This window comes from Nocardia sp. 2TAF39 (genome assembly GCF_052114905.1).
Taxonomy (GTDB): Bacteria; Actinomycetota; Actinomycetes; order Mycobacteriales; family Mycobacteriaceae; genus Nocardia.
This window is the reverse complement of sequence record NZ_JBFRFQ010000017.1, coordinates 3743-26017: the sequence shown is the minus strand read 5'-3', so window position 1 is coordinate 26017 and position 22275 is coordinate 3743. Positions and strand designations below refer to the sequence as shown.

The following is a 22275-nucleotide window of genomic DNA, read 5'->3' as shown; positions in this document are numbered from 1 at the left end:
GGTGGTCATCGGGAGTACCTCGGCACCGGGGTGACCGGGCACGCTGTGGTCGCCGCACGGCTGCTGGGCCTGTCGCCTGGCGAGCGTCACGACGAGGTCCCTGGGCCGAGGCAGGTGGCCAACGACGGGCGGGGCATGATCCTCATCGATACCCATGCCGACACTGGATCGCTGACTCCGGCACACGCGTACTTCGTCGTCAACCACAAGGGTGTGTTGCTGACATTCGACTTCGGCGCGCGGTTCATCGGCGAGTTCGACCCGGCCGACTCGCCCGCCACGCTGCGCTTCGTCCACGGCATCGAGTTCGACGCGTACGGCAATCCGGTCGAGCCGATCATCACCGACCTGGACACCCCGCTGCCGGACGCGCCCCCGGAGCGCCGCCTCGACGCGAAAATCGGCCACGACGCGACGATCGGCGCCACGCCGGATGGAGTTGCTATTCCCGAGCCGAGTACACCGGTGGATCGGGACACGGCGAACAGGGAGTTGCGGGCCGCCCACGGACGCTTGGTCCAAGCCGGGTTGCTGCACATGGACTACCCGTCGTGGGTGGGACAACTGGACTACAGCGTCGCGACCGATGGGCCGCGGTCGCTGCTGCGAGCCGAGGTCGACCCGGATGTCGCGGTGCCACAGGCATTTGCCCGCATTCGGGCGGAAGGACTCGACCCGAGCAGGCCTGAATACGTGTTGTACCGATTGGCGGTCGGGGACGCCGCACGCCCGCCGCAGTCGTTCGCGGACCGCCTGTTGGCGGCGGCGGGCGCCCACGAGCCCCGGGCCGAGGTGCTGAGGCCCGCACGCCCCGCAGTAGAGCCGGTCGGCCTCGTGGAGAAGATCAGCTTCGGGGACGAATTGGTCGTGGTGCGAAAAGTAGCCCACCACCGCACCTACGCCCTCGCCGAACATCTCGCCGCCCTGGCCGCTCGGGCGATCGGGGCGCACGTCCCTGAGGTCTACATACGTGGGGAGGTGGTCTATACCGAGTTCGTCGACGGGAGGCATCCAGCGCCGAGGGACTACGCGTTTGCCGCCCATACCGCCGCAGGCCGACTTCTCGGTCTCACAGATGCGTTGATACGTCTTCCCGACCGGTACCACGAGAACTGGTTTCTCGACGGCATTGTAGGCATCGACCACGAGCTGTCCTTCGGCGATCGGATTGGGCGCACGTTCTTCGCGGCCGTGGTGGTGGAGATGGTGCAGCACTTCGGCGTGCGGTGGCTCGATCCGCATGGGGCAGTGGATCTTCCCGCCGTTCGGGATCGGCTGGAAGCTCTGCGCCCGGAGTTCGACCGCCTCGAGCGCAGTGACTGGCATCACTGGACGATGCGCAACCTCGACTATGTCGAGGGCATCGCACAAGATCAGGCCCGGTTCCGGCTGCGGCTCGAGCGGTCGCGGGCGGAGGTGCGCAACGCCGCGGTGGAGACGTTCGCGGCGGCTGCCGCATTGAACGAGCCGCTTGCCGGGCTCGACCTGGATGTTGTGGCGGCCCAACCGGACGTCGCGCTCGACCGGCTGCGCACGGCGGAGGCGGACGAGCGCCTGCTCACCGAGCTGCGCTTCGCCCTGGCGGAGTACCGGGACATCGACGACCACGTTCGCGACATGGACGCCGAGTCTGCGGACTGGCTGTTCGAGCAGGCCAATCAGCGGCGGGAGCTGATCCTCGCGGTTGGGCGGGAGCGCGCCCAGCCGAAAGAACTATGGGCCGCAGGCAATCCCGGCGACGGGATGCATCGGCCCGACGACGCCCATTGCGGGCCGCTGGCGCTGCTCGCGGTCAACGACTACTACTTCCACACCCGTGGCGGTGCACGTGCCGTCGTCGTTCCGGAGATACTGCCGGGACTGGACGGCATCCCCCTCGCCGCACTGGCGTGGTTGGCGGGCGGCCACCCTGAGTACCTCGGCGATGGGCAGGCCGGACACCTCGAGGCGGCCCGCCGACTGGTGGACGCCGGGCGGGGCGGCGCGTTCCGGCGGGTGTCCCAGACGGTGCGCGTACAGCACCCGGGTCCCGGCATGCTTCTCGTCGACACGCATGCCGGGATCGGGTCGCCGACTCCTACACATGTGTACTTCGTGGTGAACCACGATGGTGAGTTGCTGCTGTTCGACTACGGCGGCCGCTTCGTCGGCGAGTTCGACCCTGACCGACCCCCCGACACGTTGCGCGCCGTGCATGGCATCGAATTCGACGCCAACGGCAACCCGGTGCGGCCCACCATCACCGACCTCGACGCCGAACTTCCCCGGCCGGAACCGGGCAGGCCACGCGGGCACGAAGTCGGCAACATTGGCCGTGCGCCGGACCCGGAACACCCGCCCCACCGGGATCCGGGCGTCGCTCCCGGATCCTTGCACAGACAAATCGAAAACGAGCACTTGCGGATTCAGGCGGCGGCAGCGCGGTTGGCGGAGATGGATCGCGCTGTGGAGTCCATGCTGCTCGACGCGGAGTTGGCCGAGGTAGCGGCGCACGCTGCCGCGTCGTCGGCCCGGCAGCAGCTCATCGACTGGCTGGACTTGAAGCTACGGTCGTTCGAGTGGCCGGACGCCGATGCGTTCAGGGTCGACAACTTCGTGGACGAGATGTGGCACGAGGTCGGCGGAGCGTACACCCGGGCGGCCGACTCGTACCGCGCAGCCGCCAGCGCTTGGATGGCAGCCAGGGAGCGCATCCAGGAGCGAAGCGACCACAAGATGCAGCTGGCAAAGGGCTTCACGGCGTTCGTCGATGACGCGACCGCGGGGTCGCCCGGAAACCCGTCGTGGGTGCGAGCGCTGACGGAAGCGGGCCGGCTCGAGCAGGCCATTTCCGCACGGGACGCGACCTATTGCATAGAACGCAGCCTCGACGCACAGGTGAAGGCACACGATCTCGTTGCCGAACGCGCAGAAGACATCCTCATCCGCACCATCCTCGAACAGGATAATCGCGGTGAGCTGCAGGTAACCGACGACGACCCGTTCTCTCAAATTGTCGCCCGCCGCGCGGACGAGGTCAGGACGGCGCACCAGATCGACGACATGACTGCGGAGACCGAGTATCTGCTCGCCGCAGAGGCGCATCGCGCCGGGGAGGAGAACCTCGGAGACCATTCCCGCGCGGTGGCTCGTGCAGCTGACGGTTTGCAGCAGGTGGTCGGCGACCTGGAGGCTCATCCGTGGCCATCGGATCTTGCGGTCGCCTTGGTTGGGGTTGCCGACCACTATCTGAACGCCGCCCTGATCACGGGTCCACTCGTCGAGTACAGGCCGAAAGGCTCTGTGCTCACGTCAGTCCTGGCCGATGGGATTTCCGACGTCATCGACGGTGCTGCCGCCGAAGATGCGGTGGCGATTGCGAATCCGTCGAACCTCGAGGAGCAGCCGGGAATCCACCTGCGTATCGGGTACGCGGACATCGCGGCCCATGACGGTGTCGACGACATCATGCGGGCCGCCGAGCGGCGGGTGCTCGACCACGACGATCCGGCCGGTGACTCTGGCGCACCTGGTACCCTGCCGCCCTCGACGCCGGAGCCTCGGGATGTACGCGAAGGTGGCGGACACGATCGAGTGTCGGCGGTTGAGCACGCCGAGCTTCCCGCGTCCGAACCGGGCGAGCCACGCGAGCAGGAGTTCGGTGAAGCTCTGGGCCCCGACCAGCGGGAGAGTCAGGTCGGAGAATCAGGCTTCGGTGCCGATGTGTTTGCCGAAATCGTGCGGCTGGAGGCCGAGCGGTATGAGTTGATGCGCGATCTCGGTATGTCCGCCGGACCGGCACCACCGGGCCCGGTGGTGCCGGTCCGGCAGGCGATCGCAACGCATGCTGAGCGGGTGGCGGCTGCCCGGATCGAGTTGGCCACGGAAATCGGTGTCCCGTTTCGGGATCTGGAGTGGGCAACTTTACAGAGCGCCTATTCCCTGCGCGAGGTGGCGGACGAGAGAGCAGATCTGCGCCGCCAAGCAGAGCTGCTGACGCGATTGAGCGCGGTGCTGGACCGTCATCAAGCGCTGCTGGAACAGGTCGGCCTGGAGAACCAGGAGCTGGACGCGGCGCTGCCGCCGAACCCGGCGCCGGCCGACGGCGAACAAGTGATCATGAATGTCGCCCTGGTCGACCTGCGGATCGAGTGTCTGGCGACCGAGTTGTACCGGCTGGCTGACGGTTTGGGTCTCCTGGGCGCGTCGTCACTGCGCCCGGATTCACCGCAGGTTGTCGCGATGCGCGCGACCGCCGAGCGCGATTGGGTGGCGTTGGCCGAGGAGCTGGGGGTCAAGCCGTCCCAGCTGGCCGATATCGACTTGAAATTTCTCATCGGATCCCACTCATCCCGGTTCACCTCGGCGGCCGAATATCTCGAGAACTGGGAGCGGCGGCGTGCGGATATCCAGAAGCATCTCCGGTTCGTGGAGGTGGTCGCCGAACGCCACCATGCCGAACGGGCGCTGGACACGGAGGCGTCCCTGCGCGCGGTGACCGACGACGAGATTGTCGCCGAGGCGCGACGACAGTCCAACCTGTACGGCGGACAAGCCCGGACGGTGAGTGACCATGTCGTGCACGTCCGGACACCGGACGCGGCGCCCGATGCGTTGATCGTGTTCACGACGTCGCGTAACCCACACCCGGCATTGCTCGAATTCGTTGCCGGCAACGAGGAATTCGTGGGTGCGCTGGCGCCGGAGCCGGCATACCGCATCGTGCACGCGCCGGTGGTCGTGGACCAGGTCGGCCTCCGTGGGCATCCCCGCGGTATCAGCCTGGGCCGGCTCGAGGATGTCCAGCCGTACTACCGGGAACCGGATAATGCTCAGATCCGGGCCGCGCTGCTGGACGCCTACCTCGGCTACCGAAGCGCTGGTCTGCAGCCGGATATCGGGTTCGACGCCTGGCTGCCGGAGTCGCTCGGCCGGATCACCGCTGACACCTCCCTCGCCGATCTCGACGTGCGATACGCCGAGGCCGGTCCGTTCGCTGCGGAACCGTTCAGCGCTTGGGAAGTCGTCCGGCGACTGGTCAAGCGGGAAGTCGGCGGTCGAGACCTCTGGTATGACAGCACCTCCATCCCGTTGTATGGGCGCATTGTTCATACGGAGATCCGCGGTTTCCCTATAGCTGTCCCGGTGTCGGGCGACGAGCAGGAGGGATACCGGGTCGAAATGAGCTGGGCTGGTCGGGAGCCCGGCGTGGTGGTGGCGACGTGGTTGGGCGGCCTTCACGCCGCCAGTGAGCAGGAACTCGCGCGGGCGGTCGAGGCGGCGCTGCGTGACTCGGCGGTGAATATTGCTGCCGCCGAGACGAATACGGAATCCGAGGCGGCGTGGCAGCAGCGGTTCGAGCGAGAGATGGCCCAGGTGCCCGGCTGGCGGACCTGGACCACGCGGCAGGGCCCGGAGGCCTGGCCCGCGGCCGTGGCGACCCGGCTGCACCTTCCCGAGGCTCGCCGAGCTGCGGCAGTGCTGGCCGCTCGCGACGTACTTGTCGCCGAGGGTGCGGCGCCGATCGGCGAAGGCATCGGAATCGCGTGGGGTGAGCGCCCGCGCATCGTCGTCGCCGCACCGGTGACGGACCTGCCGAGGCTGGTGAACCGCACCATAGGACTATCGCCGGACGAACTGGCCGAGCGGGGCGTCGATATCCTCTACCGCACGGTGTCGGTTGACGACCAGGGCCGAGTAGGGGTCCAGAAGCGGATGTTCGCCTTCAACCCCGACGATTACGGTGATACCCGCGCCGACGGCGGATGGGATTACTACCCCAACTATTTCAACTATTCGCTGGCGACGCTGAGTCCGCAGGACTGGCATGCCGCCGTCGTGCAGCGACTGAAGGCTGAAACATCGGGCGATGCGGCACCGAACCGAAGCGTGCCGTGGGTGCAGGAGATAGTTGGCCGCGCCCTGGGGCGTCCGGCAATGAACCATGACGAGATCGCCCTGAACGAAATGACCGGGCTCGAGTTCGTGCGCGGGTTGGGCGTGGGCTGGCGTGCCGAGGCAATCGGACCCGGCGTCGACGGATTGGCCACCGCGGTGGCCTTGGTGGGCGGCCCGGGCGGCCCCCTGGCGGTAGCCGGCGGCATGGATTTCGTTCGCGACGGCGTGGTGGTCGGGGGGCACGCGTTCGCGGTCGTTCGCGTGACCCAGGCACTGCAGGAGCACTTCCCGGAACTGGGACTGCGGCCCGATGAGGTGGTGGTGTTCGACAACGCCATCCCTGGTGGCATGGCTCGTGGCGAGGCGATCGACGAGTGGGCGGCCCACGTCGGCCAGCATGTTGCCGACGTGCACGTGGCCGTCGTCGACGACGACGGACCGGAAGTTCCCTTCGACGAGGTCGAGCAGGCTCACCGCGGCCCGAAGGACCTCGGCGCTGGTTTGCCGGAGTGGACTCGACCCGAATGGTTGGTGGACGAGGCACGCCCGAATCTGGAGCGCTATGCGGCTGTTCCGGCGCAGGCGCGTGTGGAGGTGTTTGCGCGTGCGATGGTCGACCAGGAGGTGAGCTTGGCGCGGGGCGAGGCCCCCGTCGAGGTCGGTCGACTCGCCGAAAACGTGGCGTATCTGGAGTACGTCGAGAACCCGCATGTCGAAGACCCGCGGCCGCCGCGGATGATTATCGCCGCTGGGCATGGCGCGCACCTGGATGTGCTGCGAACAGTGATTGCGGCCCATCCCTCCGTCTATGCCCGGCACCACGACAACAACGGCAGCATCGATTACTACCTGGTCGAACCTGACGGCACGGCGTGGAGTCTGAATCCGAAAGTCGAGGGCCTGTATCGCGCGCCGACTACGGCGGATATGCACGACGTTCTGGTGGCGGATTTCCTCGCCCAGCGCGCAGAGCTCGAAGGTGGATTCGACCAGTGGTTTGCGCAGCTCGGCGTGGACGAGCTGTCGACGTCCGTGTTGTGGCGGCTGCTGGAGGGGCCGGAGCTGGAGCCCACTCACCCTGGACATGTGTTGCGCAGACTGGCTTTGCGGCAGGTACCGCTGGTATCGGACCGCCCGCAGCCGCCGGCCGTGCGCTTGATCAACTTGGCCGGCGAGAGGGTTCTCGCCGAGGTCGGGATGGAGAAGACGCCCTCAGGGAGGTGGAAGCTGTGGGCATCGTCGTTCGGTCCCGCCCATGACGCGCTGCTCGGCGATCCCATCTACTCCAGGGTGACCGCGGACAGTCCCACCGAGCTGGCGCAGAAGCTTGCTGAGCTGATCGAGGGTGATCCGGTCCAGGGGTTGCGCAAACTGCTGCCGGGCAAGCGGCCCGCCCCTCCTCCGTCATCTCCGCAGGTCGAACCGGAGTCCAGAACGCGGCCGATTCGAAGCGGGTATACGCCGCCGTACGAGCCGTTGCCTGCTGTCGCGGCGGAGGTGGCCGGAGCCCGTCGTAACACCGATGCCTCGCTGCTCGCCGGTATCGACTCCGCTGTCTCCGAGATACAGTTACGGCGGCTCCACGAGGATGCGACCCTGCGGCGCGATGCTGCCGCTGCGCACTTGCGCGAGCTGGTGGGTGAATTCCCTGGCGACGCCGCACCCGACGTGATTCACGACGAGGCGGTCGGCCGTCGGGCGATCGCCGAGCTCGAGGCGCGCCGGCAGGTATTGCGTGCCGTGCTGGCCGTGGCCGAGCTGCAGGATCTCAACCGGGAGCGCTCTGACGCTGTGGTCCAGGAGGATTACATCGACCCCGGGGAGCACGGAATCTCCAGGCACACCGAACACGTCAGTGCCGCCGATGAGGCGGTCGTTGTCGCTATGGACGGGTTTCATGGTGTCGCGCTGCACGAATTGCGTATGGGTTCTTCCCTCTGGCTATGGGACAAGATCGTCAACCGTTCATACCCGGTGCGCTATCTGCAGGTGCACAACGACGGCTCGACTAGTCTGGTCGCTCGGGACGTCGTCGACCTGGACAGCGTGCGTGCTGCGGAGAACCGATACATCATCGATGTATCCCCGGTGGGTGCCGAGCTGGCAGCGGTAGAGCAGCGAATCGCCAGCATCGCCGACGCACTGGATCAGCAGTATCAGGCGGTGCGGGAGCTGGTGGCGATCGGGGACGAGTTGGGTGCGCGACTGGCCGCGCCGATCGTCGAGGGCCTGCTGCGGGACGACCCGGCCGGTCTGCGACGTACTGCTCGGGTCGTCGAATTCCCCGGCAAGCCCCGCAGCTTTGTGGTCGGTCTCGATCGCGGGCAGCGCATGGCGGCGCTGCGTGACGACCCCACTGGTGTGCGACGTGCTTGGCGAGTTATCCCGGGCGAGCCCCGCAGCTTTGTGGTCGGTCTCGATCGCGGGCAGCGCATGGCGGCGCTGCGTGACGACCCCACTGGTGTGCGACGTGCTTGGCGAGTTATCCCGGGCGAGCCCCGCAGCTTTGCGGTGGTCCCCGATAGCGGGCAGCACATGCGGGCGCTGCGCGGCGACCCCACTGGTGTGCGACGTGCTTGGCGAGTTATCCCGGGCGAGCCCCGCCGCCTCGTGGTCGTGGCCGAACGAGGGCAGCACATGCGGGCGCTGGCGGACGCGGAGCTCATGCATCGGGATCTCGATGGCTCGCTGTGGCGACCCGACATCCACATCGAATATCTGGAAACCCGCGCCCAGCCGGACGGGACGGTGCGCGCCCATCGCGTTTCCGCGGCCGTCGCCGAAGGGCAGTACCGTGCCCCAACACATGACGAGATCGACCTAGCGCTGAGGAAGTTCCACACCGAGTGGGCTCGCGAGATCTCGATGAAAGTCGATGAGTGGCTGAGGCTGCTGGGCCCGGGCGCGTTTACGAATGGTGACCCGACGGGGGAGCTGAAGTACGACGGGCTGACCGAGTACGGCTATCGGATGGCCACCGATCACATCCTGCCGCCTTGGCATCCGGCAGAACATCTGAGCGAGCTGCACACCCGGCAGATTCCGCTACCGCCGATACAGCGTAATGACGCGGCCGAGAGCGGACACCGTGACCAAACCCGTTCGCCGATCGATGCCGATGCGCTGCCCCCCGGTGATCACATCGACCATGCTGGCGAGCCTGCTGGGCCGATCGACAATGGTGGCGGGCCGACAGGAGAACCGCAGGCCGAACCGACGCACCCTGTGCAAGCCATCGATCTCGGGCAGCCACGAGACCCGGCCGATCCGCGTAGGCCGTTGCGGGTGGCTACGTGGAATATCGCGGGCGCTCGCCATTCGCGGTCGTCGAAGGCGTTCGACTACACCACAATCGACCTGCCGGCCTTCGCCGAGCAGTTGGCGCGGATCGACGCCGACGTCGTCTGCCTGCAGGAGTCCGAGATCGGTCTGGACGGCTCGACCGCGCGGCAACTGGCAGACATGCTCGGCTACAAGTATTTTCATGAGACCCCGATGTGCCCGTCGCACATCGATGCCAGCAAAACGCTTGGCATCGCCGTGCTCAGCAAGCTACCGATGGAGGAACCCCGCGGCATAAAGCTGCCGGATACCCGCGGTCTCGAGCTGAGGCTTCCGGATTCCAACCGATTGCTGGAGCCGAACGAGCACTACGACCGGTTTGCGGAGGTCGTCAAGGTCGCCGGCGTGACGCTGATCACTCTGCACCCGACACCGCTGGAATACTTCCTACGCAGCACGCCCCAGGGTTACGTCCACCGCAGCTACGAAGAGCACAAAGATGTCGAAGGCGCGGCGCTCGCCAGGCGGATCGCGCACGTACTGCGCTCGGTAGCGGATGGTCCGGTCGTGATCGCCGCTGACTTGAATACCGATAATCCACACCCGGTGTATCGGGCGCTCATCGACGAATTGGGCCTGGGCGTCGCGCTGGATCCGGCGACCAGGACTGTGCCCGGTTGGGATGGGGCGCCGGATCAGGTGTTGGCCTCTGCGGAGTTCCGGACGACCGACAGTGGTGTGGAAGTCACCGATACCGACCACTATCTGGTGTGGGCCGACCTCACGGTTATCGATTCGGAATTGCTCGAGTCGTTGAGTGCAGCGCGGTCGGCGGACGCGGTCGACCAGGCCCGTGCTCAGCACGAGTCGTCGTTTGCTGTCGGGGATGGCGATGCTGGGCATGTCGTATCACATCTTCGGACCGGTCCGAAGAATTGTGGTCCATTGGTGCAGGCGTTCGTGCGGCACGCCATGGGCGATGAGGCGGCCGCGCGCATCCATCTGGCAGCGGCGGATGATGTGCGGATCGCGGAGCAGGGGATGACTGGCGCCGACTTCGCTCGGGGGTTGGCGGCGAATTGGGATCCGGGATCGTTCGGCGTGGGTTCGGCGGGGTTGGCGGCGGTGGTGGCTCACGTGCGTGAGAAGGGGGGCGTCGTGGCCGGGGCGATGGATTTCGGTCGAGTGGGTGCGCATGCGTTCGCGGTGGTGAAGGTGACCGAGGAGTTCGCGGAGTTCGCGCAATCGCAGTTGAAACTGGAGCTGACGCCGGGCGAGGTGGTGGTGTACGACAACGCCGCCGGCGGATTGCTGCGGGGCGAGAAGATTATTGCCGAGTGGGTGCGCTCTGGTGCGTATGTAATGCAAGTGCACGGGATAGTGTTCGGTGTGCAGCCCGATGGGGTGTTTGTGCCGGAGATTGCGTTGCGCGATGGGGAGTCGTTGCATCGGGGTCCCGTAGGCCGGATCGGGGCCCGGCAGGCGGAGGACGGTCCCCCAGACGGTGTGCGCGCTGCCGCTGACGGTGAAGTCGGCGTGCCGCCGCACTACCCTCCAGCGGGGGAGTCGGCGGAGGCCGCTCCCGAGCGTTCGGCCCGGACCGCCACCGACAGCAACAACGAACCCGACTCGACACAGTTCAGAATCGACTTCAAGGCCGTTGAGCACGCTGACCCCGCCGATAGTGCGCTCGTTGGCGAGGCACTCGCTGCAATGCTGCACGACTGGTCACAGCCGGGCCGGGGCCACGCCGTCGACATCGCCGTGCATGCGATCGAAAACGCCACCGAAGCTATCGATATCACGGCCGACCTCCGCGGCGCACAACCCGGTGAGCGGTCTCTCCACCTGACGATCACCGACTCGCACGGTAGCGCGGCTGTTCAGCACGTCGACGAACCACCCGCCCACTATCCGGCAGAGCGGGCAGTAGCCGATTCACTCCAGACCATCCAAGAAGTGCAAGCCTCGAGGCTGCGAAAGGATTACTTCAACCGGATTCGGGTCGCCCTTGCCCGCGACCTGTATCGGGAGTACCTCGCCAACGCGGCGGCCGACCTCGCCGCCAGGGGCACACCGCAGGCAGATATCCAGCGTCTGGCGGAGCGGCAAGCGCAGCGCTTCATCGACAGCGATCGAGCGGCGAAACTGATCACCCAGTACGCCGATGCCCGGATCACTCGCTGGATCGAGACGCTGAAATTCTCCGCCCAGGATCCCGGCACACCACACGCCGAAACGTATTCGGTACCCGATCCATTCGACTGGATTCGCCATATGGGCGCCGAACCTACCGGCGCCGGCGTGCTGGAATTCGGTGGGACTGCGGCGGATTCGGTAACTCATCCCGAGCAACGAGACCGGCGGGTGTGGCTTCTGGCCCACGACGCCGTACAGTTCTACCTTCACGCCCGCGGCGATGCGGGGTTCACCAGGGAGCTTGCCCGACAACGGATGAACGCGGTGATACGCGCGATCGATGCGCTAGTCCTCCGCGACTCCGACGGCGGCCGCCGACTCCAGGCTGTCATGGCGGCGTTGGCATGGGCAGACCAGATCGAGGTCGCAGGCACGCCCACGCCCGCATCCGCCGTAGTCGATCACGGGCAGTGGGAACAACCACGCCGCGACGACGATCCACTCGCAGGCAGACGTGAGTCGGCGCGGGTACACGGCCATCCGGCGGCCCTACCCGGTGACCGGGTGACCGCGCTGGACGAGCCTGCGGAGACCGCCGACCTCGGCGAGGTCTCCACCCTCTACGCCGCACGCATGCCCGACGGCAGAATCGTCCATTTCCGCTTCGCCGGCGATCCATACGGCTATCCGGTGTTCCTGTCACCCGGCTCGCCCGTCGGAGTCGACGGAGTCCTGCCGGACCCGAACGTCCTGGCCGAGCGCGGATACGCGCTCATCGTGGTCGAGCGACCCGGTTACGGCGACTCCACCCCTTTGCCCGGACGCGCGGTGGCCGACTGCGCCCGTGACATCATCTACATCGCCACCGAGCTCTTCGCCTTCGACCACTATGCAGTCATGGGACGATCCGGCGGCGGACCCACCGCCCTCGCCGTCGGCGCACTCGACCCCGACCGCGTCGACCGCGTCATCTCACTCGTCGGTGTCGCCCCACAGCACGGCAGCAGCAACTGGACCAAGGGTATGGGAGGGCCGAACCTGGCCGTGCTCGGCAATCCCGACCTCGAGCGCGCGATCGCCACCATCACGAACATTGCCACCGAAACCGCCCGCGACGGACGTTGGCTGCTGCGGCACAACCAGGGATCCTTCGGTCTGTTGGATCACAAATGGGTAGGCCTGTACCAGCAGGAATGCGCCCGGGGCTATGAGCGGGGCCTGCGCAACTCGATCGAGGGGTGGGTGCACGATGTCCTTCAAGTCAGAAAACCATGGGGCATACAGTTCGACGGATTCCGCGTACCCGTCGACATCGTGCACGGCACCGACGACGAATTCGTCCCGGTCATCCACAGCTGGATCAATACCGGGCTCATTCCTACCGCGAATCTCCACCTCATCGACGGTGCATCCCACATGATCGGCATGGACTCCCTGCCCGTCGTCACCCATTATCTCCGGGCCGAGCGCGACGCCTATTGGTACCAGGACCGTCCGTTCGACCAGCACCGAATTCAGCAGATCCAGCAAGCGGAGTCCATGCCATTGCCCCTGCCCGCGTGGATCCACTGGCCCTACGACCGGTGGGACGAGGATGAGTATCGGCTCACGGTCGACAGGGCGCGCGCCCGGTTGCAGACCAACCCGGTGTGGATTCAGGCCCGTGCCGAGATGGTCGCGCGGTTGCGCGCTGCGGTGGATTCCGCTGCCGCCCAGGATCACTCGATATCAGTTTTGGGGCACGGCCTGAACCAGGTGGGATCGGACGACGCGCTGCTGCGGGGCAACCGAGACGACGACGCCCACGTTCCCACGTTCGAACCCGAGGCCTTTCCGGATTCCGAGGACTCGGATGCACCGCCTGACGCGGAGCCGCCTGGGAATGTGCGTGGGGGTGACGGACACGACCAAGCATCCCCCACCTCGCAGATCGGACGGAATGGCGCCGCTGCTCACGACGGTGAGCAGGCGCTCGATGGGCCGGATGGGGACGAAGCTCAGCTGGATGCCTTCGATGTGAAATTCAGCACCGAGATCGCGGCGATTCGAGGCGACATCAGGCTGCTGCGGTTGGTGTCGGAAGGACGCGAGGAGGCCGGTAATGCGCTGGATTCGGCGGAGGTACGGTCCAGGGTCGAGAAGCTGCAGGAGGAGGTACGGCGTCGGCAGCGTGAGGCTCGGGACGGGCACAGCCGTGAATCGGACCGGTTCATCGGCCGTTTGGTCGAACTCCGGCCGCTGCTACGTGGTCTGAACAAATTGACGAGCCCGGGGCCGGAGGTTGCCAGGCTCGACGATTCCCCCGCGCTTTCGGCGAAGCGCCGTACCATCAAGGAACTCACCGCTGTTCATGGTGCCGATGGTCCGGAGGACTCCGATTACGTCGAGGTTCAAGGCTTGTTGCGAGACGAAATCTCGCAACAGACCGCTGAATATATCGTGTACGCGATCGACTATGTGCTGAAAATGGCGCCGCAACTGCGTCTTTCTTCTGTACGGTTTGCGCCGTTGGAGGGGAGGTTCGCCGAAATGGCCGCCGGGCATGCTCTGACGATCGATCTTCGGTGCGTTACTCACCCGGATGAATTCGCCGCGAGATGGGCCAAGCAAGTTCGCAAGGGGTTCTTTTCCTCCGGCACCGGTGATGCGTGGGTCGACCTGTTCCTCCATGAAATTCTCGGTCACGGAACAGACCATGCCGGTGTCAAAGGCGTCGGGTACGAGACCGGGTACGTGACACCGGCGCGTGCGCGGGTCGATCGGCATATCGAGGCCGCTTTCGCCGCGTTGACCTTGTCCGGCGAGATCGCGGTGCGTAAGTGGCGATGGCTGTGGAACCTGTCCACCTACAGCCTCCGGCGTCCGGTCCGAATCCCGTTTCGGGTTCGTACGCTCAACAACGGCGAAGCGCTGGCCGAGGCGGCCGTCTATATCCGAGGCAATCCGGATTCCGATTGGCGGTCCCCGCAATACGCGTTGTATCGCGCGCTGTACGGCATGCCGATCTTGGACATTGCGGAGATCGAGCGTTTCCGATCGGCGGAACGGCAGGGAGTAGCACGACCGCATCTCGCAGATGAACAGGCGCTGCGGGCTCCCGCATCCGACGGTGGGGCCCTCTACGTGCGGCCCGCTGCACCAGCGCTCGCCGATGCCGCGCCGGTGGACCGAGGTGACGCCGACCACTCCGAGGGTGAACCGGCCGCTCGGGAGGCCGCTGCCGTGCAGCGTATGGCCGCGAGGTCACCGGGCGAACCAGCAGAGCTCGGCCCGGAAACGACCGTCACCGATGTCGATTCGATGGCCGCAACGCCGCATGGGGATATGGCGGAGACGGCTTCCCTGCGTTCAGAGGGGATCCCTGAACAGCTGCTTGAAGACCACGGCGGCCGGTTCATCGGCGAGTTCGACCCGGAAATGCCACCCCCCGGTCCGCGATTCACGCACGGCATCGAAGTCGACAAGTCCGGAAACCCGGTGCGCCCCATCGTCACCGACCTCGACGCCGAGCTTCCCCTGCCGGAACCGGGCAGGCCACGTGGGCACGAAGTCGGCAACATCGGCCGTGCTCCAGACCCGGAACCCACATCCGACCGGCCGCCGGAAAGTTCCGGCGCCACAAACGACGCATCCATAGGTGGCGATGGTGGTGATACGCCACCGCGGTCCTTGTGGGGCGAATTCGACGATGAGGGTCCGAGCGAGCTCGACCGGGACCTCGCCGCGCACGCGATGACGAGGCTGCCGGGTGTGGGCAGCGCTCATGCGCGGGGGAGTCGGGAATGGGTGGCGGAGCGTCTGCTGCCCCTCGATTACTCGAAGTTTCTCGAGGGCGTCATCGACGAAGACGGGCTGGTCGGGCAGGCCCGCGTCGAGCGCGCCATCGATGAGGACGGGCTGGTCAGGCACGCCCGCGAGCAGGCCGTGCACAACCGCGCGTGGTGGAGCGAGCTGAGCGACGAATTTCTGCCGGAGCGGTTGCGTGAGCGGGTCGCGCTCGAACGCGGCGGGCCGCAGGGTGGATTCGGGTTGACACGGCTGCAGCGCGCGGTGCTGCGAAGCCACCCCGATCTGATCGCCCGCGCCTTCGGCATTCCCGACGACATCAGTAACCTGGCCAGCCGGCGGATGCTCACTGCGCACCTGCGCGAACTCGAAGACAAGGCCGCAACGACAGGGGTCTCCCACGAAGAGCAGCAGCGGACACTGCGAACCCGATGGTTGATCGAAAGCATCGACGATTCCGCCGGATCTCCGCACTATCTGCGCGATGTCGACCCCCGCACCGGCGAGGCGACGTTCGTGTTCGGCGAGGCCTCGATCGCCGCGCAGCGTGTGTACCTCGTCAATGAACTTCACGGCCAACTGTCCGACACAAGTTATGCGGAGGGCCAGGGCCTGGCATTGCGCGTCTACCAGGAGATGCAGCGCATGCAGCACGGCGCTGACGTAGCCGTGGTGGCGTGGATGCGCGCTGTTCCCGGTGCCGGCGACATCCGGACCGAGGTCGAGCGCGGTTCGCTGCTGCGGCGTGATATCGCTGCGGCCAGCATGGTCTACCGGATAACCAGTGGACCCGATTCCCCCCTTGCCACAGCAGGCATCGACGTCACCGTCGCCGGCGGGTTCGACCTCGTCACCTTCGACAATGCAGCTGAAACGGCGTTCACGCTGATGGGGGAGGAGGGACTGCACACCCTGTTCATGGTCGATCCCGTCGAGACGGACCTGTACGACATGCCGACCCATGACATCTCGACGTATGTGGCCTTCTCGAGTGAGTTCGACAACCCGAATCTGCCGCCGGACGCGCACCGTCTCTCGGCGATCGACGGCATCGAGCGTTTCGACCTGGAGCAGAACCTGCAGCACGATGCGCTGGTGCGGGTGATCGCACGAATCGGCTTGGGGCACGACGTGTCCAAGTACGTGCCCGACCCGGAGAAGCGGTACGGCACGCGTCAGGAGGATGAGCAGGATTGCCTGCCGGCTGGCAACCGCACCCTCCTCGACCTCGGCGCCGACGACGTTCTCGATTTGCCTGTCGGTGCGTTGGAGGACTGGCGCGAGCTCGAGCGTAGTGTCGGGGGCCGCCTCGTGCCTGTCCGTGAGCGGGACGGGTACTCGGGTGACACCGGGTTGGTGGAGCAGATCATCGATGATCTGCGCGTTGGCAGGGCACGTGATGAGCGGGGCGAGGTCATCTTCGCGGATGTCCGGGTCGACTCGGTCACGGTCGTTCTCGACGACGGTGAGGCAGCGCATCGGGTCGAGATGACTATGGTCCGCAACGAGGTCGACCGGGTGGTAGTGGACGAGATCGTAGTGTTCGACCCGCTCGTCGGTGGTGCGTTGGAGGTGAGCTTGTGGCAGGAGAGCCAGCCGTACCGCACTGTTGTCAAGGCGTGGGTGATCGAGCACCGCGTCGATGACAACGGTGTGGTGCAGCCGATCGACAGCACTCTGCACGATCGCGACGTCGACTATCCGGATATGCCTGCGCATCCGATCCGGGGCGGCCCGCGTGCCGGCGAGCCGACGCCGGGATCGGAAGGAGGGTCGCCCCCAGCGGTCGAGCATGCAGCGGCCACGGATGACGATCACACCGGAGCGAGGTCGCCATCGGACCCGGCGGCATTGTCGCCTGAAGCGCATGCAGATGCGGTCGACCAGCCGGTGCGGACAGATGCGATCAGCGGATCCGACGCGCAGGCGGTTGGTTGGCGCCAGTACCGCATGCGGGATGAGATGGAGCTGGCGCGTTACCTGTACAACCGGCCGGAGAGCAGGGCTGCGGCGGTGGCGATGCTGGACCGGACCTGGGAGGTGAATTCTGGCCTGTTTCCGGACAGAACGCCGGAGGAGATCAAGGCAGCTTTCTACGCGAATACAAGGCCTGAGTCGGGCGGTATGGTGTTGCCGACGGTGTCACTGGAGGAGCTGCGCCGCGACGGGAACCTGCGCGAAATCATCTCGGCCGTGTTGAACGCGAGGTTCCGGAACTTGCAGAGCGGAAATGCCTCGGGCACAACGTTTTGCGAAGGCATCGCTCGGTTGTTGAACCAGCGCGGATGGGCGGAGAAGGCCGTCGAGCTGGGGCTGGATGTCGCGGCACTGGGCGCACTCCGCGAAACGCTGACGACGGCGAATCCTGGTCAGCCGATCACTGCGGCGGCCGTCAACGACGAAGTGAACTCGGCCCGCAGCCGCGGCGTCGATTCCAGGGTGCTCGACGAGTACGACCAAAGCCGTGTCGGGCGTCGTAATCGGTCGCCGGAGGAGAAGCGGCGCAAAAATTTCACGGTGCGGGACTGGGATGTGCTGGGAATGCCGTTGTCTCGCCGCGAACTCGAGGCGATTCCCGGCGGACTGGAGGTGTTGCGTATCGACACGCTCGACCCAGGTCGTGAACTTCCGCGTGACGCTCACGGTCGCGTCGAAGCGGATGCGCTCGAAGCGCAGCTGCGGTCCGACGACGCCTCGGTCGATTACGTGCTGCCGATCTACACCTACGACGAGCACGGTGGGCGGATCAGAGACGATGACGGCCTGTGCGTCGTCGATAGAGTCGAGGTGTACCGCCGTGTCGGAACGATCGCCCCCGAAGATGTCCCGCGCTTGGACCACACCAGGTATGTTGTGCCGCTGCCTTGGGAACCCGGATCAATCGTTGTCGACTTCGATCCGCACAGTGAATACTTCCAGAACGTCGCCGTCGAGGGTGGGATTCCGATCACGGCGGCAATCTCGGGCACCGCCGCCAGGCTGATGGACACGTTCGGACTGCTGCAGCCTCCCGAGGTGTCGGAGCGCGATTTCATCGCTGCGACGATGGGTTTCCTGATCCCCCACCATCATTCGGTATTCGAGACCGTGCAGGGCCTGCGGCTGCGCGGGTTCCCGGTGGTGTCGGAGTCTGCGGTTTCCGGCCGCGGCGCCGAGGGTCTGTACCAAGCCGTCGACGATGCGGTTCGGCGTAGGAACGAATGCCTGCCTCATGTGGCTCGAACGCTATGGGCGCTCGGGAACGATGATGCGGAGGTGCCGGAGAGCGGCAAGAAAGGTTCGTCCGCCTTGGAAGGCGCCATCAAAGCCCAACTGACGAAAGTGGAGCCGCAGCGCGGAGCCGACGACCCCCTGGCATCGGTTGTCGAGGCGCTAGGTTCTGGACGCGACGGAGCCGACACTGCGGTCATCGTGGTAGACGACGGCGAAAAAGCACACGGATACGTGGTCACGAATGTCAACGGCACGATCTACGTCGCCGACACACTCATCAAGTCTCCCATCGACGTCCCACGCCTGCGCCCCCACGAAGACGGAGGCAACAGCTGGACACCGCCCTACCGCGACGTAGCAGAAGCCTTCGTGGCCTACTTCACGAACGACAACGGCAGACTGTCTGCCCTCCACGCACCAATCCTCAATCGCAGCGACCGCGACTTGCCACAACACGATATCGAAGGCCCACCAACCAACCGAGGCCGCCGGGACGACGACGCCCACGTTCCCTCCTCGGAGGCGGAACCTGCTGCGCCTGCCCACGACATACCCGAACTCGCCGCTACCGCCCACGAGATGGTCGGTAGCTGGCTCGCTGCACTCCGCCGTCATAGTGGGATAACCCAGGCCCAACTCGCCATCGCTGTCGGACGAAGACAGCCCCATATTTCCGCTTTCGAGAAGAATCGAGACCGGCCTGTCCGGTCCGTGGTCATCGAAATTTGTCATGCGCTGGGTGTTCCTGATGCAGATTTGCAGGAAGGTCTGCGCCGCTTTTATCCCCAAGTTGATATTACCCCCGCAGCGCACCGTGCGGTCGGCCGCTGGCTCAAATCGCTGCGTCGTCACAAGGGAATGACGCAGGCGCAACTCGCCATCGGGACCGACCACAGCAACACCTATATCTCCGAGATCGAGAACGAACGTGTCGATCCGGATCCGTTCGTCGCACGCGCTATCTGTCTCGCGTTGGAAGTCCCCGGAGATGTGCGCGAAGAAGGTCTACGCCACTTCTACCCCGACCAATACCACCTGCTGATCACGGATCCTGCAGCCCACAACTCAGTCGTCAGCTGGCTCACAGCACTGCGGCGGAATAATGGGATGACTCAGGCGGAACTCGCCACCGTGATAAACCGCAGCAAAGGGTATGTTTCCGATACGGAGAATGGGTATGTCGTCCCCGGTCGATCCGAAATCCGTGAAATCTGTTTCGCTTTCGGTGTTTCCGAAATCGTGTGCGAGGAAGGTTTGCGTCTCTTCTGTCCGCTGGCCGATCCATCGGACCACGGCACGGTCAACAGCTGGCTCAGAGAATTGCGTTACAACAACGGCACGACCGAGGCCGAACTGGCCGCAGCCACGAGGCACAGCAAGTCATACATCTCCGACATCGAGAATGGCTACACCACCCCAGACCCTTTCATCACCCGCGAAATTTGCGTCGCATTGAGCGTTCCCGACACCTTGCGTGAGGAAGCGCTTCGTCACTTCTATCCCGAAAAATACCGCCTATTGAGTACGGATCATGCCGCACACGACAAGGTCGTTAGCTGGCTCACAGCCCTGCGGCGCAATAGGGGAATGACCCAGGCTCAACTCGGCGCCGTAACAAACCGTAGTCAAGATTACTTTTCCCTTATGGAGAATGGGAACAGTACTCCGGATGTGTTTGTTGTCCGTGATATCTGCTTGGCGTTGGGSGYMTCTGAATCGGTGTGTGAGGGAGGGTTGCGCCATTTCTATCCTGACGAGTATCACCTGCTGAGTATGGATCCCGCGGTTCACAACAGGATCGGCAGCTGGCTGACGACGCTGCGGCGCAGTAATGATATGAGCTTGGCTCGGCTCGCTACGGCAACAATTCATGGCGAACGGTACTTATCCGATGTCGAGAATGGGAACAGTACTCCGGATGTGTTTGTTGCCCGTGATATCTGCTTGGCGTTGGGSGYMTCTGAATCGGTGTGTGAGGGAGGGTTRCGCCATTTCTATCCTGACGAGTATCACCTGCTGAGTAYGGATCCCGCGGTTCACAACAGGATCGGCAGCTGGCTGACGACGCTGCGGCGCAATAAAGGGATGACCCAGGCTCAACTCGCCGCCGTGACAAACCGCAGTAAAGATTATTTCTCCCTTATGGAGAACGGGAACAGTACTCCGGATGTGTTTGTTGCCCGTGATATCTGCTTGGCGTTGGGGGCCTCTGAATCGGTGTGYGAGGGAGGGTTGCGCCATTTCTATCCTGACGAGTATCACCTGCTGAGTACGGATCCCGGGCTTCACAACAGAGTCGGCAGCTGGCTCACCACGCTGCGTAGATACCGTGGCATGACACAGGCCGAACTCGCCGCCGTAACAAACCGCAGTCAGGCTAATGTCTCCAATATTGAGAATGGGAACAGTACTCCGGATGTGTTTGTTGCCCGTGATATCTGCTTCGCATTGGGGGCCTCTGAATCGGTGCGCGAGGAAGGGTTGCGCCATTTCTATCCTGACCAGTATCACTTGCTGCGCATAGATCCCGCCACCCACGGAACAGTCGGCAGGTGGCTCACGGTACTGCGCCGCGACAATGGCATGACACAGACCCAACTTGCCGACGCGATAGGCCGCAGCCCGACCTATGTTTCCGATACTGAGAGTGGTCGCAACCGAAGCATGTCCGATGTCCGCAACCTCTGTATTGCGCTGGAAGTTCCCAACGCGGTGCTCGACGCAGGCCTGCGCCACTTCTACCCCGAGCAGTACCGCCTGCTGAAGAGGGATCCCGTCGCCAACGAGACGGTCGGCGACTGGCTCACCGCGCTGCGCAACGAGGCAGGAATGACCCAGGCCCAGCTCGCCGCCGCGGCGGGTCGCAGCAGCAGCTACATTTCCGCCATCGAGAAGGGCCACGCCGCCCCTCGTCGGTCCGATGTCCGCGACATCTGCATGGCATTGGACATTCCCGACGCGATAGGCGAGCAGGGACTGCGCCACTTCTTCCCACCGACCGACATCACCCCAGCCGCCCACGACACGATCGGCAGCTGGGTCAGAGCTCATCTCGCCAACCAGGACAGGACTCAGAGACAGCTGACTACGGCGGCCAATCTGGCGCGAGGCCACATTTCGCTGGTTGCGAGGGCTAGCATCGTGCCGCGCTTGCGTACTTTTCGGCGAATATGCGCTGGATTGGGTATCGGCCCCGAACTGCGGGCAGACGCGATCAGGCGATTCTACTCCGAGCGGTATGGCTTATCGCACGACCAGGAGGAGCAGGACCGGTTCTGGAATTTTGTTTCCACCGATGTCGGCAGCCCTGAAGAGACGCGGCTGCGCAACCAGATCTTCGAGCACTATCAGTGGATCGCCGAAAATTTGACCCATCGGTGGGCCCGTCCAAAAGACCGCGACGACCTGGCGCAAATCGCTCGAACAGCGCTCCTGAGCGCGATCAACAATCACGTTCCGACAGCGCCATTCACCCCTCACGCCTGGGCCAGCTGCTACGCAGCGTTACGCGATGTCTATTTCAAACGCCGGTACCCGAACCTCGACGCCAGAACCCGCCGGACAGTCGGAGCTGTCGCCGCGTACGTCAACCGGGCGGCCGCTGCCGGATATGTTCCCGGCGACAACGAAATCGGGAATGCCTTGGGTCTTGCCCCTACCGATGTCACAGAAGCACGTCGCATACTCAGCCAGCAAACCGTATCGCTGGAAAGGAGGACCATCGATCGATCCGGGACCACTCAACGCGACATCGCCGACCCATCGTCACCCTTCACCGAGACCGATTTCGCTGACACCGTTCGGGTAGCACTGGCGAGCATGACAGACTCCAGCACCGCGGAACGCCTGGTTACGCTGCACCTCATAGAAGGGCATTCGCTGGAAGGCGCGGCCACACGGCTACAACTACAACCGGACACGGCCAAAAGAATGCTTGCCGAAGCCATCGCCAGACTCCGTACCGCGTTCGGCGGCTGA

1 protein-coding gene (running past one end of the window) is annotated in these 22275 nt (G+C 65.1%); it reads left to right on the top strand.

The window, feature by feature from the left end:
- Nucleotides 1–22275, top strand: the 3' portion of a protein-coding gene (locus AB4Z47_RS13355) for an alpha/beta fold hydrolase (protein WP_441950748.1). The gene continues 13074 nt to the left of window position 1, outside the view; only the last 22275 of its 35349 coding nucleotides appear in the window; its start codon lies off the left edge, out of view; its stop codon occupies nucleotides 22273–22275.